The following is an 18,999-nucleotide window of genomic DNA, read 5'->3' as shown; positions in this document are numbered from 1 at the left end:
GCAACCCCTCCTAAATAGCAGAGACTAGCCTAAGCTAGTCTCGCAAAGATTCCTTTTTAAAAGATAACTTTTAATAGAAGATAACATCGCCATTTGCTTCTTTTTCTTGTAAGAACTGACAATATTCTTCAATACCAGCGTCAATTAAATCTTGACGAGCTGCATCAATAATCGCTTGGGCTTCTTCATCTGATGTAGCATAATATGCCTTTACAATATCTTCATCCCAGCCATCTAATGCCTCAGTTAATTTTGTATCTTCACCAGCATATTCATATAAATAAGCGCGAGCAAACAAACCGTCGATGACTTCTTTATCCTCATAACGTTCATCAAAATTAGCATAGTCAATAATTTGTTGAGCAGCAGAGGCGGTCTCGCCTTCTGCTCCTCTAACTTTATCACCCCAAGCCGCTTCGCCAAACTGATCCATATTATTCATATTTGTATAGGCTAAATGCTCTCCCCACCAAGCTCTTACACCACGGAAACCTTCTTTTAAAGCTTCATCCGGTTTTTCTGCTTGTAATTTTACTAAGTCAGGATTTGGCATTGGTTTGCCATCCTCACCGATTGTATAGTGTTCTCCTTCTAAACCATAGAAGTAGAGCATTTTACCTTCTGGTCCTGCTAACCAATCAGCAAACTTAACAATTTCTTCAGGGTTTTCTGTTGTGGCCGGAATCGCCCACCCAGCATAACCAGATTTATAAGGCATAACCATATGGTTCTTACCATCTACACGATTAATTGGGCCTAAGGGAACATACTTTAATTCTTCTGCTGTCCCTACCTCCGGACGATAATTATGCATGTCAGCAACAATAGCAAAAGAACCATTCACAACTCCTTCTTGAGCACGGGTTTCTTCCATTGTATAAAACTCTGGATGCATTAGACCTTCTGCCATTAATTGACGTACAAATGCTACACGTTTTTCAGCGTAATCGGTCATGGACTCATGTTTGATCGTTTCGCCTTCTTTCCAGAATTTCTCACCACCAGCTCCTGACCAGACAAGGTCATTATAGATGAAAGGTCTTTCTGAGCCGCCCCATACCGTTGGACCTAGTGGCATCACTGGATTGCCATTATTATCGGTGAAACCACCTTCAGCAATTTGCTTTAGTAAGTCTTGTAATTGCTCTGTGGTCGTTATGGATTTAGGATCAATACCTAATTTATCAACGATATCCTTGCGTATATAGGGGCCACCGATAGTTTTATTGCCTGGATCGGCTGGCTTCTCATTAATAGACATATGGACTAAGTAAGTGGCACCATTTTGATCTTCGCGCATCATAATATTTTCTTTTGTATCTCTTGGAAGATAGCCTTCTTCGAAATATTTACCATAATTTTCCCCTTCTTTTAAAAAGGGAGCGATATCATGGAACATCCCTTGGTTGGATGCAGATAAAAGCAATGGAAATTCTGGTCTACCAGAGTTATTTAAATAGAATGAAATAAAATCGGGCAAATCTCCTGCTGCTAATCCAGCTGCTAATGCTTGCGTTGAATCCTCTGCAGTCACTGTCGTTAAGGTTAAGGTAATTCCAGTACGGTCCTTAATATATTTAGCAATTTCAGGTGACATGGAATCCACCCCAGCGTCTCCCGCAGATTGGAAAATTAATCCTGTGATTTCACGATCAGCAATAAAAGCATCAGACTTTTCTTGAGCCGAAGTAATCATGGTCGTTGAATTTAATAATAACAAACTCGTTGTTACGATTGTTAAACCTTTATTAATCATTGTTTTGATATTCATATTTAAGCTCCTTTTTAATTTTTATTGAGTATTACCAAACGGCATTATCTCCATATTTATCAGCCATTTTGTTGGCTATGACTGTTAAGACTAATCCAGCAATCCCTTGCAAGAGTCCAACAGCAGTTGCAGGCCCGTATTTAGCTTGTTCTAAACCGGTCTTTACGATATACGTATCAATGGTTTCTGATACAGTGTAATTTCCTGGGTTTTGCATCAAATAAATTTGATCAAAGCCAGCAGTCAAGATCCCTCCTAATGAAAGAATAAAGAGAATCATGATAGTCCCTCTGATTCCAGGCAAGGTAATATGTCTCGTTTGCTGAAGTCGGCTAGCTCCATCAATGGCAGCTGCTTCATAAAGCGAAGGAGAAATCCCCATAATCGCTGCAAAGTAAATGATCGAGTCCCAGCCAATATTCTTCCAAAGGTAAGAAATAAAGACTGCTGGATAAAAGAAGCCGGTATCCATCATCCAAAATTTACTTCCATCACTGAGACCTAAATCCCGCAAGAAAACATTGATTAAACCTGTATCAGGAGCAAAGAGTCGACTGATTATTCCTACAACAACCACCCAAGAAATAAAATAAGGAAGGTAGGAAACTGATTGATAGAACCCTCTTAATTTAGGCTTGCGAATTTCATTCAGCATTAAAGCGAGCATAATTGGAAATGGAAGATAGAGAAACAACTTAATCAAAGAAATAATTAAGGTATTACGAACGAACATCCCAGATTCTCGGTCATTAAAGAAGTTTTTAAAATACTCTAATCCAACCCAATCGGCTCCATACATACCTGAGGTAAAAGTGAATTTGCGAAAAGCGAGTACCACTCCGGTCATCGGCCAGTATGAGAAGACTAAGAAAAAGATGATGGCTGGTAACAACATCAAATAGAAGACACCATACTTCTGCCACTTTTGTTTCCAAGTCCTTTTATTAGGCCGAAAGTGTGGGTCCACTGGTTTTTTCTCTACTTGGTGGGAACCTTTAAATTGAAACCAATTATCCATTTTCGATTTTTCCTTTTCCACATTATCCCTCCTCTTCGATAGAGAAAGCTGGGTCAAGCCTTTGTATCGGAATTCTTTGTTCAGTGTCATGATCAAAGAAATGAATATGTTCAAAATCTAAAACAAAACTTTCTTCTTGATAACGTTCAAAAGGTTCCATGGTGAATAACTTCGCAACCATTGCCTGTCCAATTAAGTCAAAATGCACTAAAGTCTCTGACCCTAGCATTTCCGCCAGCTTAATAGGTGCCCTACAAGCAAAGCCCTGCAAGGCTTTAGGAGCTTTTCTAGCCAAATGAAAATGTTCAGGTCGAATGCCCAAAGTTACGGTCTTATTCAAATAGTCCTTAGCAACCAAATCATCCAACATCGTTTGGGGCACCTTCATGGATAGGTTGTCTCTTTCAAGACCTTCTGAAGTCACTTTAACATCAATAAAGTTCATGGCAGGTGACCCCATAAAGCCAGCAACAAACTTATTAACGGGCTCAAGATATAAATCTCTTGGACTGCCGACTTGTTGAATAAAGCCCTTGTCCATTATCACGATCCGGTCAGCCATGGTCATAGCTTCTACTTGGTCATGAGTGACATAGATGGTGGTGATACCTAAGTCACGTGTCAATTCAATAATTTCAGCCCGGGTTTGACCTCTTAATTTAGCATCTAAGTTGGATAAAGGCTCGTCCATTAAGAACACCTTCGGTTGCCGAGCGATCGCTCGGCCTAGTGCGACCCTTTGACGTTGGCCACCAGATAATTCTTTTGGTAAACGATCCAAATATTCTTCCAAACCAATCGATTTGGCAGTTTCCTTCACCCGACTATTAACATCTCCATGATCCACTTTCTTCATTTTTAGTCCGAAACCCATATTTTCAGCAACAGTCATATGAGGATATAAGGCATAGTTTTGAAAAACCATGGCAATATTACGGTCTTTAGGATGAATATTATTAACAACTTGACCTCCAATCATAACTTCACCAGCAGTAATATCTTCCAGACCGGCTATCATTCTCAGGGTTGTTGATTTGCCACATCCTGAAGGTCCTACTAAAACCACAAATTCCCCATCTTCAATAACTAAGTTCAAATTGGTTACTGCATGAATACCAGGGACATAATCCTTGTAGATATTTTTCAATTCAATACCTGACATTTCTGTCCTCCTAAGAAACATTTTATAAATTAATAAATTACTAAAATAATTCAATAATTCACTAACACCTACAAAGTGTACCAAGCGATTGTAAATTCTAGGTAATTTTCATGTAAAATTTGCACTCCTATTGTAAATTTTTAAAAACTAGCTTAACAATAAATTTACATATCCACTATTATCTATACGGTCTTCACAAATGGTTTGAATTTATCAAATAAAAAGATATTCTCAAGCAAAGATGAAGAGCTCCCTAAATCCTAGTCTGGATTTAAGGAGCTCTTCATCTTTAGGAAAAAGTCTTTTCCTCTTATATATATATGATAAATAAATTGCCTCACTATTACGAAAAGCTTTCACGATAGTATAAAATATATTGGTAGGTTTAATTAAGGTCAAGACTTTAGATTGCCTTCTTTTATTGGGGGTGAGAGGATTCTCTTTCTGACCGTTTTATATTTATATATAAAAATATATGAATCTTTGCCCTACTTTAACTCTTTTTTCCACTCTTGATCTTCTAATCGATAGTGGAATTCATTTATACCATCCCCAGTGAAAAGACAGATCATATCTAGCATATCAAGCGCTAAATCTAAGGCTGGCAGATTTGCTAGCTTTTCCCACCAAACCTCACCTTCTGTTGAAGAAGAAATTCTTCCTTCACATTCAGTAGCTTTATATAGAAAGACTACATATCTCTGATTGTCATCCATCCAATGTTTAATGCCACTTAGATGGAGACCTGAAATTAACAATCCTGTTTCTTCTTTTACCTCACGAATAACAGAATCGACAAATGATTCTCCATATTCAACCTTACCACCTGGAAAAGTAATTCCGGGCCAATCCTGATTTTTTCGATCCATTACAAGGACTTGATCGCCTTGGCAAATCATACACATATTCATAAAAACCACTGTTTCTGACACCCATCATTCCTCCAGCAAGAACATTTTGGCTAATTATAATAACATACATAACATACGATCTATCAAAACTTTTACAGACTTACTTTTCTTGATGCATTTTCACATTATTTTCAGCTAACTTAATAATCACTTCAATCGCTTTGTTCATCTGATCAATAGAAAGGAATTCATACCGTCCATGGAAGTTATAGCCACCTGTGAACATATTGGGACATGGTAAGCCTTTATAAGATAATTGCGCGCCATCAGATCCTCCACGAATTGGCTTGATATCCGGTTCAACTCCGGCATCTACCATTGATTGTTCTAACATATTAATAATTTCAATATGGGGTTCAATTTTCTCACGCATGTTGTAGTAGGTATCTTCGATTTCTAGCTGGATATTGTCACCATATTTTTTGTTTAAGAAAGCAACAATGTCCTCCATCATTTCTTTCTTCTGGTTAAAAGCTTCAATAGAATGATCACGAATAAGATATTCCATTCTGGCTTCTTCAACATTGCCTTCGATAACATCTAATAAGAAAAAGCCTTCATATCCTTCCGTATATTCGGGTTTTTGTTCACCGGGTAACATACTCTCAATTTCAAGTGCAATACGCAAGGCATTAACCATCACGTTTTTAGCTGATCCCGGATGAACATTTTTGCCTTGAATCTTAATAAAAGCACTCGCCGCATTAAAATTCTCGTATTCCATTCCGCCGATTAAGCCACCGTCTACTGTATAGGCAAAGTCACAGCCAAACTGCTCTACATCAAATTTAGCTGGGCCACGGCCAATTTCTTCATCCGGCGTTATCGCTAAACGAATATCGCCGTGTGGAATTTCAGGATGGGTTAATAAATGATCAGCAACAGCCAATAAGATAACAATTCCAGCCTTGTTGTCCGCACCTAATAATGTCGTTCCATCTGTTGTAATCAACGTCTCCCCTACTAAATCTTCTAAGAAGGGAAAATCTTCAACCTTCATAGTAAATTGGTCATTTAGTTTGATATCGCCGCCCTTGTAATCTACGATCTGAGGGTTGTCACACTTACCATTCATCTCGACGGCTGTGTCCAAGTGAACAACTAAACCAAAGGTTGGGACCCCTTCGACATTTCCAGGAATCGTGGCATAAATATAACCATGATCGTCTTGGACAACATCTGTTATACCGATTTCCTTTAAATCTTCAACCACTACTTTACCCAATTCCATTTGTCCTGGTGAAGAGGGCACAGTGTCCGATTTTGGATCACTTTGCGAATCAATGCTAATATATTTATAGAATCTTTCGATATTTTTATTCATTCTTTCTCCTCCAAGTTTATTTTTGTTAGAACATTACCTGTAGTCCTAGCATAGCAATGGCGAATAGTCCAATAATGATCATTAATGGTAAGACAAATTTTAACCATTTATCATAAGTAACTCCGACTAATTCAAGCGTTGCAAGAATTAAACCTGTCGGTGTGATAAAAGCCATGAGACCTTGACCGTAGTTATAAGCTGAAACAACCACATCACGTCCAACATTCACCACATCGGCTAAAGGTGCAATAATCGGCATCGAAAGAGTTGCTAAACCAGATGAAGATGGAATAAAAATACCTAAAAAAGTATATAAAATCATTTGTACCACAGCAAAGGCAAAACCATTCATCTTACCAATAATTTCAGAGGCTTGAAATAGGAAAGTATCTGAAATCATACCGTTATCTAAAATGATATTGATACCACGTGCCACCCCAATAATCAGCGCCACACTGACCAAACTTGCCGCACCTGATAAGAAAGTAGAAACTGCTTCCTTTTCAGATAAACCTGAAATAATCATTACAACGATTCCGATGAATAAGAATAAGGCGGACATTTCCTCAAACCACCAATCTTGACTGGTGACGCCCCAAATCATTACAACGAAAGCTAAAGCAAAAATAATTAAACTCACACTTTTACGCCAATCAAACGCATGTACTACATTCGTATCAATCCCTTCCAAGAAACGTTCGCGAATAGCTGGCATTTCATCAGCAATAATTGACTGAGAAGGATCATTTTTGACCTTAACAGCGTAGCGACGTATATAAAACAAGGTAATGAGGGTAGCTCCAATTACACCTACAATTTTATAAGGTAGACTAGCTCCTAAAGATACTCCAGCCGCATTCGAAGCAACGACTACTGAGAAAGGATTGACAGTAGAGAACATGGTACCTACCGCGGAACCTAAGAAAATAGCCGAAATACAAACTATGGCGTCATAACCTGAAGCTAAAATGATAGGCATTAGAATTGGATAAAAAGCAATCGTTTCTTCAGCAAAACCGAAGGTTGTTCCTCCCAAAGAAACTAGGAATAAAATAATTGAAACAAGGACAAATTCTTTGCCTTTCGTTTTGTTAGATAATGCTCCAACTCCAGCGGCAAAAGCCCCTGTCTTATTTAAGATTTCAATAATTCCACCTAAAATTAAAACAAAGGTAATAATTCCGATACTTTCCGCCACCCCAATAATGGGTGCTTTAAGAATATCGACAAAACCTTGTGGTTTACTTTCCATTTCTTGATAAGTGCCCGGGATTGCTACAGGCTTTGTTACCTTCCCATTTACAAAATTTTCATAAGGAACAGTAATATTATTCTCTTTTAGAACTTCCTCACTGGCAGGCATCGTTGTTTCACTGCCATCAATGGCTATTCTGACAAAAGTGTTATCTTCAGCTTGGTAGCGTAAACGATCAAAAGATCCCGCAGGAACTAAAAAAGTTAAAATCGATGATAACACTAGAATTAAGAATAAAACAGTAAAAGCCGTTGGGAAACTTCTCTTTTTCTTTTTAATAACTTGATTTTTCTTTGTCTCTTCCGACATAAATAATTCCTCCTATAATTAAAAAATAAATAAATACTTACGCTTTATTAATTACCCATAGGCACCGCTCCTTACCACTTTAGTGACTCTACCTGGATGAATCGTTAACTGGTTTCAGATAGATTGATAGGGCTCACTAAAGCGATCCTCTTTTAAAAACTGCACATTAAGTTTAACGCTTACATATATATGCGTCAATCGCATTTTATTATGAAGTTATAGTTAAAATATAAATAAAAAGCTGTAAATAATATGTTAAAATATAAATAATAAAATTAAAACGATAAGGAGTCCTGTCATGTCATTAAGAAATAAATTAGTGCCTACCCTTGCTATCCTCTCTCTTGTAGCATCTAGTTTACCTATCGGTATCTGTGCCCAAGAAACAGGTGAAGCGGACCAGACAAAGGTTGAGAATAAAGATAACGGATTAAGCTATACTTATGAGGAAGCCGCAAAAAAAGTTGATGAAGATTTTTACGATCAGTACCTCTACTCTCTACATTATTACGGCGTTACGGACCAAATGATTGCCAACCTACCGGAAGGTGCTGTACGTGAAGCAGCGATCCAGTATTTAATTGAATTACCCACTGGCGGGGATGTTTCAATGCCCTACGCTCATTTCAAAAAGTTATATCCTTCGATTGTTTCAAATACGCAAACAAGCACTGAGAAGAACCCATCTAGTTCTGAAGATAAGGGGCTATCCTATACTTATGCGGAAGCGGCTGAAAAAGTAGATCAAGGTTTTTATGACGAATACCTTTATTCTTTACATTATTATGGTGTAACAGATGAAATGTTGGCAAAACTTCCGGAAGGTGCTGTACGCGAAGCAGCGATTCGATACTTAATTAAACTGCCTACCGGGGGAGATATCACAATGCCCTATAACAATTTCAAAAAATTATATCCAGAAATCTTCAGTACATCTGATTCCGATCCAAAAAATCAGAACAAAGATGAAAGTGAGAGCTCACCCAAATATGAACAGCTCGCTCACCATTTAAACAATCAAAAAGAAATTTCTCAAGATCAAAAAGAAACTTTACCACTTCATTATACGTTCAAAACGGAAACTGGTGAGTATCTCATTAAATACATCTCCTTATTAGCACCAAATTCTGCTGGAAATCAAGATGAAGAATTACCAATGCTAGTAGTAAAATATGAATTCAAAAATACTTCTAATCAAATAGTGAAAGATTATGCACACAATTGGGATGAGCAAGTCTTCGTCTCTCAATCTCAAGAAGATTCCACTATAAAATTAGAACCAGGGAACTATCAATTAGATCCAAATCAACAAAGTTTCCCAACCTTTGAAGAAGTTAAACCAAGAGAAGAGACAGTCGTAACTGCCTATTATCAATTACAAGATCTTGAATCACCATTGAATATTTCAATTTTAGAAGATGACGCGATCACTGATTTTGACCTGCAAATCGAAAGTCTTCTTAAACATCCTAAGCAAAGTGCTCTATATTTTGATGAAAGCAATCACGGCTATCTATTTGACTTTAATACGATCTATTTATTAAATCCTAGTCAAGATGTAGCTGATCAATTAGGGCTTGAGATTAAAAATTTAACAGATTTTGAATTATCTGAAGAAGTCGAAATTCAAATAGCGAAAACGACTGAGCCAGTTGCTAATGCCATTCAAATAGAAAATATTCACTACCAAGTGGTGGAAAATGATACAATTGAAATCCTTAATGATGAGGAAGAGGTTATCCTAGCTTTACAAACAGAATCAAATTGGGAAACCTTTGAAGACGCTAATGAACAGACATTTCAAATAGTTCAGTAATAATTAGAATATCATTAAAGAATCTATCTCATTTGATGGGATAGATTCTTTTTCTTAAGCTATAATTTTAAACTAATTAGCTGAGCAATGGATAATTTTTCTAAATAATAAAAAATATTTAGTCAAAATGCTGTGTTTTAAGCCATCTAACTAGCATATTTAACAAAATTTGTTTCCGCTTTCAATAATTTATTGACATAGCGTTTTTGCTAAATTAAAATTTAATTGAATAAAAATAAGGGGTGATAGAGATGGATGCATTTTTAAATTCTTTGGTTGAAGGAATTTCTAAGGCGAGTGACATAATGTGGGATGATGTGCTTTGGATTCTTCTCATGATTGTTGGATCAATTTATTCTATATATCTAGGATTCCCTCAAATCCGTTACTTCAAAAGAGCTTTTAAAGAAACATTCGGAAGCGTTTTTGGAGATAAAGAAAAAGATAAAGCAGGTACGATGTCATCGTTTCAAGCACTTGCAACCGCAATTGCTGCTCAGGTTGGAACGGGAAATATCGCTGGAATTGCAACAGCTATAATGGCTGGTGGACCAGGAGCTATTTTCTGGATGTGGATATCAGGTATTATAGGTATGGCAACTATTTTTGGAGAGGCAGTCTTAGCACAGAAATACCGTGAAGTTCGCGATGGTGACTATGTAGGAGGTCCTGCTTTCTATATTAGTAAAGGTTTAAAGTATAAGCCCCTTGCTAAATTTTTAGCTGGTTTCTTCTCAGTAGCGATTATTTTGGCCTTAGGTTTTATTGGTAATTTGGTGCAATCAAATTCTATTTCTGCCGCTGTCACCGAAGCGACAGGCATCAATCCAATTTTTATTGGGGTAGGCATTGCTATTGCCGCAGCGCTCGTCTTCATGGGTGGAATGAAGCGAATTGCTAACTTTGCCGAAATGGTAGTACCATTTATGGCTGCCCTATACATCGTAGGTGTAATCGTTGTCATGTTCAAATTTGGTGATCAAGTAGTTCCTGCATTCAAGTCAATCTTTGTGGAAGCATTTAAGCCAACTTCTGTTATGGGTGGTGCTATCGGGGTCACTGTAAAACAAGCCATCCGCTTTGGTGTAGCTAGAGGTCTCTTTTCTAACGAAGCAGGTATGGGTTCTACTCCTCATGCCCACGCAGTTGCTAATGTAAAGCATCCGGCTGAGCAAGGGCTAGTTGCCATTGTCGGTGTCTTCGTTGATACACTCGTTGTTGGAACTGCCACAGCTATGGTCATTTTGGTGACAGGAGCGCATGAAAAAGGTTTAGCAGGGCCATTAGTTACCCAGGATGCTTTCTCCACTGCATTCGGTACCTATGGAACTATCTTCCTTGCTATTTGTCTAACCTTCTTCGCCTTTACTACGATTGTGGGTTGGTATTACTTTGGTGAAACTAATATCCGTTATTTATTTGGTAAAAAAGGACTTCTGCCTTATCGGATCCTAGTTGTTTTGTTTATCGTATTAGGATCTTCTTTAACACAAAAAGTTGACTTTGTTTGGAAAATGGCCGACTTCTTTAATGGCTTAATGGTCTTCCCTAACATGATCGCTCTCCTATTCCTAGCAAGTCAAGTTAAGCGCATTCTCGATAGCTACAAGGCTGGTCAAGAGTTCATCCGAGAGGAAATAGGTTAGTTCAACTATCTCTCTTAATAAAAAGACCTCAAAAGTTGAGATAAATCAACATTTGAGGTCTTTATCTGTGGAATGAAACAAGTGAATGCCTACAGTTATTAACTAGAGCAAATTTTAAGAACCTGTCAAATTCCTAGAACTTATGTTTTGAAAAAGCCTTCAACTTTTTAATTATTAATTCAACTTGGCAGCTTCTCAACCGTCTTTCCATTAATATTCATTTGAGTAACAAATTAATTATGCTAATTCATTTTAGCAACAATCATTTTAACTGCTTCTTCAATTTCTATCTCTTTAGTGATCACTTCTTCTTTGATACATTCAATATAATCCCTTTCATTCCACCATCTTTTTAACTCTCTCTCACCAAAATCATTTCGTTCGGCTTTGGTTAGATGTCTTTTAAAAGTTTCTTCAAAAGGTAATTCGTAATAATAAGCAAAGATATTTTCTGGACCATAGAGTTCTTCGGCCTTTTCAAAAAGCGATTGATACCATTTTGAATTAAGAATCCCCTCGAGAATCGTTACTTTGTTGTTTGAATGGCCATATTCAATCAACGTCTTCAACAGTTTAATTGTTTCGCTACCATTGCCGTCATGAACACGCAACATTTCCCTTCTAATAGTGTCTTGCGAAATCACTAATGTATTCGGTCCGAAGGCTTTTTGGAGTTCTTTGGCTAAAGTTGTTTTCCCACTTCCCGAATTCCCTCTGATGATGATTAACTTCCGCATGCCTTTCTTCTCCTTAGACGTAATTTAAAATCTTATTCTGCTTATCATACATTCTTTAACTCAAGAAGCATGTTCACTTCACGACAGCTAGGTTCATCTACACTATCAATTTCTGCAAATCCAATTTTCTTATATAAATTTTTTGCTCTTTCATTCCCATAGCGATAAGTTGTAGTAATTTCAGATGCACAAAAATTTTCTTTCATTATTTTTAACAGTATCTCTAAAGCCCTAAAACCTAGTCCTAGCCCTTGAAATTTTTTATCGATGGCATAATTCCAAAGAAACCAGCTCCCTCTGCTAAATTGTTTAAGCATGGCAAAGCCTACTAATTCATCATCGTCAAAAATATCGTAGGCTATGACGTCTTTTTGCTTACACCCATTTCTAATTATATCAGGTGAAGAAATTTGATCGATTTGTTCTTCATTTAAAGAAATTTTTATTTCATTTGACTGTATAAATTTTATATTCATTCCACACCTCTAAAAAACAATCTCAATATATTACAACACTCCATTTTTTATCAGTACATACGCTATTATGTATAGTGCAAATATATGGGCGGGATAAAAAATATAGAAAAAGTATTTTGAGCTTTTCCCTCTTTGACCGTTATACAGAGAAATGGGTATTAATGAAAAGACCATCATCCATTGTATATTCTGTGTAAATAGGTCTACAAAAGAAATAGAAAATCCCTTCGACACAAAATTCAAGACAATACCGATAAATGACACTATAATTAAACAAATAGATTGCTTCATTCTATTTTCTCTAAATACATAAAAAAGGACTGCCAATATTACGGCTGTAAATCCACCTTCTACTGCAAGATACATTGGTAGAAAAAGAACAATCGATATCAAAGAAACATTCCCAGTGAAAATGGCAACATTTAATAGCACATCACCTAAAAGTGGGATTGCAAAAAATAATATTGCTTTTAAAAACTTCTTTTCTCTGATGCTATCGATCGCCATCATAACAATAACGGATACAAACATTGTATAAAAAACATTATTCATTAGATTGACTTCATACTTAGTAATAGGGAAAAGCGTATTAATCGTCGATGTACCAATACGCATCGCAACTGCTGCTATCAGTAAGCGTAATGCATATTTTTTCTTTGAACGTGTATGATAATAGCCTTCCGCGCACATAAATAAAAAAATAGGAAGGACAGGTCGACCTAAGATTCGCAGCCATTCTAAATCGCCTGCATAATAAAACATCTGATGGATATGATCAAATACCATCAAAATGACACCAATCATTTTTAGTTGGTAACCAGTGATTCCGTCTTTTTTTATATCCTTTTCCATCTTTTAACCACCTTATTCTAATTTATTCTTGTTCCATTTTCCGTAATTTTGTCCAGTGCAACTTTTGGAACTTCGTTTTTATCCACCACACTTGATTTCAACAAAATAGTTTTTGACATACTGCACTGAATATATATTCCTGCTGAAAAATAATCACTTGCTTCTCCGCGTTTAAAGAAATTTATTTCCCTCTCGTTTCCTTTTTCATCATAGGCCACAAGATGGTATTCCTTTCCTTTTTCAACCTTATTACCATCATCATCTATAATCCATTCATCCTTCTCATTCTTTTCATCCAATGGTATTTGTGTGTAATATACTCCGGATTCTACATATCGATCATTGTAATACCCCTTCGCCCAGACAGCTCCTAATAGAATGAGTACGCTAATGATCAATCCTATTACTTTTTTCATATTTTTCTCCTTTCTAAAACTCCAATTCTTTATTCCTAAAAGCTGCGATTGAAAGCAGAATAGGAATAAGAATATACAAAATTAATATAAAACTTTTTACTAAAGAAATCTCCTCACTGCGTATGATTTGGGTTTTAAGTGAATAAACATTAAAAGTCAAGAGATACTGAGATAAATCACCAAAGATTTTCCTAATGAATTCTCTTTCTAAAATTGAGGATCCTATCAACAAAACAAATCTTGAGGCTAGTAAAATATAAATCAATACACCATTTATCACATTTTGTGTGTAATAAATTAGCGGAATGCTCAGACATACCATCCCTACTGTTCGAATCCATTCGGTAACGCCACTTAAAATTATTTGCTTGATTTGACTATTTGTAAAGTGACTCCCAAATACTTGTGGTATTCCAATCAAGAATAGACATATTACAGCCATCATTAATCCAACAAGTATAAAGATTGAAATAATTTTTGATAAGACGACCTTATTTCTAGAGATTCCAAATCCAATCGCTATCTGCATTGTTTTTGCCTTAAAGTCATCGTAGTAGACGGCCAAGAACAAGACTAATCCACAAAACAATGGAAACCACCCATTTAACGATTCAATATCTGAAATTATATCTTGCGACTGATAAGTTGGACCACTTTTTATAAAATAGATTAAAAAGAAAAGCAATAAATAACCTATTACAACGTACAAAAAGGAATTCTTCTTCATTATTCTTTTGATATCTGCCACTATATAATCAATCATCTTCTCTATCCACCAATCTAAAGTAATAATTTTCAAGAGATGTCGCTTTTATACTAGCTTCTAGTAGTTCGATATTGTTTTCTAGCAATACTTTTTTTGCCCTCTCCAAATCTTCTACTCGAATCTCTACACGGTCCTTATTTTCAGATAAATCCTCTCTTGTCAGTTCCTTCAGTATCTTACCATTATGAACGATTCCAAAACGATTAGCCGTATTTTCAAGCTCACTCAAATTATGAGAAGATACGATAATCGTCATTTTATGTTCCTCATTTAATTGTTTTATCAAGTTCCTAATATTAGCAATGCCCTGTGGATCGAGTCCGTTTGTTGGCTCATCTAATATCAGCGTTTCTGGATTACCTAATAAGGCATTAGCTATTCCGAGCCTTTGTTTCATCCCCATGGAAAATGACTTATACGCCTTATTATTACCATCAAGCCCGACAATTTTTAAAACACGATCAACTTCGCCTTTATTCGTAATTCCCTTCAGTTGACAATAGTATTTCAAATTAGCTTCTGCATTTAAGTAGCCAAAGAAATTAAGCCCAATAAAAAAACCTATTTTTTTTCTACTTTCTATTAGTTCCTTACGGGTTCTACTCTCATTAATTATAAGTTTTCCACTATCAAGCTTAGATAGTCCTAAAATCATCTTAAATATAGTTGTCTTTCCTGCACCATTTTTTCCAATCAAGCCATAAATTTCTCCATCATTCACTTCAAGGGTTACGCCCTTTAATATATGCGAATCTTTATAACTCTTATTTAAGTTTTCTAATTTTATCATTTATTTCACCTTTTACTTAAGAAAATAATAAATGGTTCCATCTGGTATAAATACATAGACAAATCTATCGTCTTGATAGTATCTCACGCCTTCTGGTTCCTTTTCCAAGGTCTTTTTCACTTCATTATAATTTCCATCAATTGCTTCGGTAGCCATTCTTAAGTGGTCAACCGTTGCCTTCTTGAGCCCACTTTGCATTTTTTTCATATCTTGGGCATTGACATGGAATTTCCCATTTAATTTTTTACCTTCAGTTTGGTAAATGATCGAAATATGCTCTGCCGTTTCCGGCATGATCTTAGGCACCTTCCCCTCCTTAATATATTCTTTAGCTTCTTGATAAGTAGCAATGTCAGTAGCGATATATTCGAAAGGATCATGGGTAGCAAAATAGGTCATAATAGATGCTGCACCTATACACACAAAAAATAGTGCGCCTAAAGCCAGCCTAATTATTCTTTTTCTTTTCTTTACCCTTTCGGTATATTCTTTGACGTGTGTTTCATAAGATTCTTTTTCTTTTAAACGAAGAGAATTATCCTTTTTAAGTTCTTCTAATAGTTCTATGCAATCTTCACATTCTCTTAAGTGTTCTTCGACAATCTCATTACTCGTTTGACTCAAAACCCCTTCAACATATAGGGGAAGTAAATCTACAATTAGATCACAATCATACTTCATAGTGGTATTCCTCCTTTAACGATTTCTTTAACTTCTTTCTAGCCCGACATACTAAAACTTTTGCAGATGATACAGATATACAATTATCTTTTGAAATCTTTTCGTAAGAGTCCTCTGTGTATATCCTAGCTAAAAATACAAGTCGCATAGTTTCAGGAAAATCAAATATAATTTTTAAGATCAGCTCCATTAATTCTCTATTTTCATTTTCTTTCATCGAATCATGTCGGTCTGCTATTCCAAAATTTTCTAAGTTATCAATTGATTGACACTTTATTTGTTTCTTTCTAACCTGATCCAGGAAGGTATTCTTGGCTATTGTAAAAAGCCACGTTTTAATACTACTATCGCCTCGATATTTTTCTATATTGAGATAGGCTTTTAGAAAAACTTCTTGTGTAATATCATCCGCTATATCCAATTGATAATCACAAAGTTTAGTGATAAATCGATATACATCATCTTTATAATCCAGATAGATATTATTAAAGTCCAAAGAATTATCCTCCTTTCATACCCTATTTTCTTTACCCCGATTTAACCTCGCTAATATAGCTCACATTACATATTTTATCAAACACAAACTTTCTATAGGCAAAGATCGTATAGATAGTCACAATAATATATATCATAAATACCATAAAACACACAAAAGCAGCTGCGGATTCTACTATCGTTCCACCATTTCCGTTTATGATTTCGATTGTCCACAATGATGAATAGGGGATTCCATAAAAATACAAGAGCATCATCACGCTTCTTACCACGTATAAAAGATTGTGATCTTTCTTTGGAATGCTCATTTTAAATTTTAATAGCTTCATTCCAAGAGTGCTTCCTTTTTTCTTAGGAAGCAGTGTAAAATATCCCAAGTATATGAGCAGAAAAAGCCAAGGAAGCATACTAAAACTACTAATAAGACCTATGATTTGAATATCTATTGCATATGCCAGGATAAATCTAATTCCTGATACCTTTTTGCCTTTCTCAAAAGACTCGCTATCGATTAAATCTCGTGTAGGCATTATTCGAGTGAAAAGACTCGCAACAAAATAACCTACCATTCCTCCTGCTGTATTTTGAATCAGATCATCCATATCAAATAGTCGATAGGGCGCATTATAGATAAAGTACAATCCTGATAGTTGGGTTAATTCAAAAAATAAACTCAGTAAGAAGGTGTACAAGACGACCTTCTTAAAACTACACTTAAAAAAATATCTTAAATAGCTGCCAAATGGCACTAGCATTAATACATTAAACGCCGGTACTAAAAAGGTAGAATGTTTTAATCCCAATAAATAGGTGCTCGGTTGACTCAATCTAAACGGATTTTCATTAAAAAAGTCTGCAACAAAAGAAAATGGAACCAAATTAATCTTATCCATGTAACTTCCGCTGACAGTTGACGAATCTGGTAGAGGTAAAATAACTAGCAGATAGCAGGTCAATAGATACAAGGAAAACGAGTAAATAATCATCGTCCTAAAAAAGCTGAGGGCTCCGTATTTCCTATAGGTATAGAGCATATAGGGGAAGGTCATCAAAAGAGCTAGTAAGGGAAAAATGATTACACTTTGTTTTATTATTTCAATATATGTCATAAAAAAACTCCTTTATCGTCTTTATATATTATTAGACGAACAGTTTTAAATAAGGTTACATTTTTTGCTTAATTTTTTTCAGCCAATTAAAATTTTCGTCTCAGTCTCTTCAAACATCACTTAAAAACGATAATAGCTTCTGTACGGTATAATAAAATGTTACTGACTTTGGACAGCAATAAACCAGCTTTTACTAATAAAATTTAACTTTCTGGTAAAGTCAGTTCATCAACGAAATCTATTTTTACTCAATAAGCTTTTGCTCAGTTGCTAAAAGTGGTATGGCAAGGCTAACAATTTATTCAAATCATTTTCTAACTTCATTGATAAACATCTAGTTCCTTCTTATCCTAAAGACTTTTCCCCTTAAACTTTCAGATAAAATAGATAAGATTATTCAAGGAAGACATGTTAGCTACACGGCCCAGCAGTGGCAAAAGTTTTTGGACAAGTCATTGAAGTAGAATCGCGGAGAGGACATGCGCTAGTAGCTACAGATTATGTGATTAAAACTAATCAATCATGCCTTTGTAAAGTTATTAACAAAGCAAAGAAGAACGAGAATGGTAACTGTATCCATTAGAATAGCTCATCAAAGACGGCAAATTTTGCTAGTTTATTCTTGCTCTATATTTAGCTACGCTAGTAAAATTGATAGGTTATGCCATTTAAAGAAACAAATAACATCAGCTTACCCATTTACTGCTCCTATCTATAAATAAAAAAGCACCTACTTCATAGTAAGTGCTTACCGCTTCTATTATTCTTTCTCTTCTTTACTTTTCTTAAATTCGAAGCGAGTTTAAGATTCCCTAAGTTTTTATTTACCGAGTTCATAAGTGAACGAAACTTGCTTACATTCATCAAAAGGAAAGGTTCGAAAATAATTTGCGGATTTTTTCTACAATTTTTTAATATCCAGTATTCTAACATTTTCGATCATTAAACACCTTAAATAGAAAACTTATTGCCATCGGGTCACTCTCAACGATCATTCTACTTCTTATAATATGTCCCATCGGCATATACAACAAATACATCGATGATAGCCTCTTTTTTCGAAGTATTTGGATCAACCATCTTATCTCTTGATGCAATGGTCAAAGTATAAGAACCATCATCATTGAACTCGAAGTCACTCATATAAGCATCGGCTGGGAAGTCCTCTTTACCCAATAAATAAAAATAAGCAATATCGGGATCAAATGGTTTGATGACTGCATTCTCCGGATAACGATCAAACCAATCCGGAATCCAATCCGGGACAGTTGGTGTCGGTGTCGGATTGGCTTCTTTTACTCTTGCTAAACGCGATTCCTCATTACGATTGAATACAAAGCCTTCACTGGTACTGATTTCACCATCTCCCGCCACAAAGTATTTGACTCCATCGACAGGAAATTTATATCCCCCAGCAATTGCATAGCCAGTATTATAATCAACAGGTAACCCAGTCACTTTTACT

The 18,999-nt window shown here is 35.8% G+C and carries 18 protein-coding genes; 2 read left to right on the top strand and 16 right to left on the bottom strand.

Going from position 1 to position 18,999, the window contains the following annotated elements; genetic code table 11:
* Positions 1 to 70: 70 nt before the first annotated feature.
* The 6 genes from HF969_RS02065 to HF969_RS02040 all read right to left on the bottom strand — a co-directional run bounded on the left by HF969_RS02065 (position 71) and on the right by HF969_RS02040 (position 7,750).
* Positions 71 to 1,771: an extracellular solute-binding protein gene (locus HF969_RS02065; protein WP_090289118.1), complete on the bottom strand. Its 1,701-nt coding sequence runs from the start codon at positions 1,769 to 1,771 to the stop codon at positions 71 to 73.
* Positions 1,772 to 1,802: 31 nt separating this feature from the next.
* Entirely contained in the window at positions 1,803 to 2,810 is a 1,008-nt protein-coding gene (locus tag HF969_RS02060; RefSeq protein ID WP_245694794.1) for an ABC transporter permease, read from the bottom strand.
* Position 2,811: 1 nt separating this feature from the next.
* Entirely contained in the window at positions 2,812 to 3,951 is a 1,140-nt protein-coding gene (locus HF969_RS02055) for an ABC transporter ATP-binding protein (RefSeq protein ID WP_090289117.1), read from the bottom strand.
* A 488-nt stretch (positions 3,952 to 4,439) separates the two neighbouring features.
* The gene (locus tag HF969_RS02050) at positions 4,440 to 4,883 is read right to left on the bottom strand and encodes an 8-oxo-dGTP diphosphatase (RefSeq protein WP_090289116.1); all 444 of its coding nucleotides are present in this window, start codon (positions 4,881 to 4,883) and stop codon (positions 4,440 to 4,442) included.
* 79 nt (positions 4,884 to 4,962) lie between these two features.
* Complete coding sequence (pepT, locus tag HF969_RS02045) at positions 4,963 to 6,186, bottom strand: peptidase T (protein ID WP_090289115.1); 1,224 nt, start codon at positions 6,184 to 6,186, stop codon at positions 4,963 to 4,965.
* A gap of 25 nt (positions 6,187 to 6,211) precedes the next feature.
* Positions 6,212 to 7,750, bottom strand: coding sequence for a YfcC family protein (locus HF969_RS02040; protein WP_090289114.1), 1,539 nt, complete (start codon positions 7,748 to 7,750; stop codon positions 6,212 to 6,214).
* Between the two features lie 298 nt (positions 7,751 to 8,048).
* Here HF969_RS02040 and HF969_RS02035 point away from each other — a divergent pair, with 298 nt between their 5' ends.
* Together HF969_RS02035 and HF969_RS02030 are read left to right on the top strand one after the other, a co-directional pair.
* Positions 8,049 to 9,566 carry a DUF5067 domain-containing protein gene (locus tag HF969_RS02035; protein ID WP_090289113.1) on the top strand — a complete coding sequence of 506 codons (1,518 nt, stop codon included), beginning with the start codon at positions 8,049 to 8,051 and terminating at the stop codon, positions 9,564 to 9,566.
* Between the two features lie 251 nt (positions 9,567 to 9,817).
* Positions 9,818 to 11,212 (top strand): alanine/glycine:cation symporter family protein, encoded by a 1,395-nt coding sequence (locus HF969_RS02030; RefSeq protein ID WP_090289112.1) that lies wholly within the window; start codon positions 9,818 to 9,820, stop codon positions 11,210 to 11,212.
* A 242-nt stretch (positions 11,213 to 11,454) separates the two neighbouring features.
* Here the strand turns inward: HF969_RS02030 and HF969_RS02025 are convergent, their stop codons facing one another.
* From HF969_RS02025 to HF969_RS01980, 10 genes are all read right to left on the bottom strand, one after another.
* On the bottom strand, positions 11,455 to 11,949 hold the full coding sequence (locus HF969_RS02025; RefSeq protein ID WP_090289111.1) for an AAA family ATPase: 495 nt from the start codon (positions 11,947 to 11,949) through the stop codon (positions 11,455 to 11,457).
* A gap of 44 nt (positions 11,950 to 11,993) precedes the next feature.
* Positions 11,994 to 12,425, bottom strand: a complete 432-nt coding sequence (locus HF969_RS02020) for a GNAT family N-acetyltransferase (RefSeq protein WP_090289110.1) — start codon at positions 12,423 to 12,425, stop codon at positions 11,994 to 11,996.
* Positions 12,426 to 12,455: 30 nt separating this feature from the next.
* Positions 12,456 to 13,277, bottom strand: coding sequence for a TraX family protein (locus HF969_RS02015; RefSeq protein WP_090289109.1), 822 nt, complete (start codon positions 13,275 to 13,277; stop codon positions 12,456 to 12,458).
* A gap of 17 nt (positions 13,278 to 13,294) precedes the next feature.
* On the bottom strand, positions 13,295 to 13,693 hold the full coding sequence (locus HF969_RS02010) for a YxeA family protein (protein ID WP_090289108.1): 399 nt from the start codon (positions 13,691 to 13,693) through the stop codon (positions 13,295 to 13,297).
* A 13-nt stretch (positions 13,694 to 13,706) separates the two neighbouring features.
* On the bottom strand, positions 13,707 to 14,456 hold the full coding sequence (locus tag HF969_RS02005; RefSeq protein WP_090289107.1) for a hypothetical protein: 750 nt from the start codon (positions 14,454 to 14,456) through the stop codon (positions 13,707 to 13,709).
* Positions 14,449 to 15,249 carry an ABC transporter ATP-binding protein gene (locus HF969_RS02000; protein WP_090289106.1) on the bottom strand — a complete coding sequence of 267 codons (801 nt, stop codon included), beginning with the start codon at positions 15,247 to 15,249 and terminating at the stop codon, positions 14,449 to 14,451. The genes HF969_RS02005 and HF969_RS02000 overlap by 8 nt, the downstream gene beginning before the upstream one ends.
* Before the next feature lie 12 nt (positions 15,250 to 15,261).
* Complete coding sequence (locus HF969_RS01995; RefSeq protein ID WP_090289105.1) at positions 15,262 to 15,930, bottom strand: zf-HC2 domain-containing protein; 669 nt, start codon at positions 15,928 to 15,930, stop codon at positions 15,262 to 15,264.
* Positions 15,920 to 16,426: an RNA polymerase sigma factor gene (locus tag HF969_RS01990; RefSeq protein WP_090289104.1), complete on the bottom strand. Its 507-nt coding sequence runs from the start codon at positions 16,424 to 16,426 to the stop codon at positions 15,920 to 15,922. The genes HF969_RS01995 and HF969_RS01990 overlap by 11 nt, the downstream gene beginning before the upstream one ends.
* A gap of 31 nt (positions 16,427 to 16,457) precedes the next feature.
* On the bottom strand, positions 16,458 to 17,411 hold the full coding sequence (locus tag HF969_RS01985) for a VanZ family protein (RefSeq protein WP_245694803.1): 954 nt from the start codon (positions 17,409 to 17,411) through the stop codon (positions 16,458 to 16,460).
* Between the two features lie 1,119 nt (positions 17,412 to 18,530).
* The coding region (locus HF969_RS01980) for a hypothetical protein (protein ID WP_168427135.1) at positions 18,531 to 18,999 on the bottom strand (469 nt) is incomplete at its 5' end.

Source organism: Facklamia miroungae (genome assembly GCF_012396555.1).
GTDB classification, from domain to species: Bacteria; Bacillota; Bacilli; order Lactobacillales; family Aerococcaceae; genus Facklamia; species Facklamia miroungae.
This window is presented reverse-complemented; position numbering and strand designations above follow the sequence as displayed.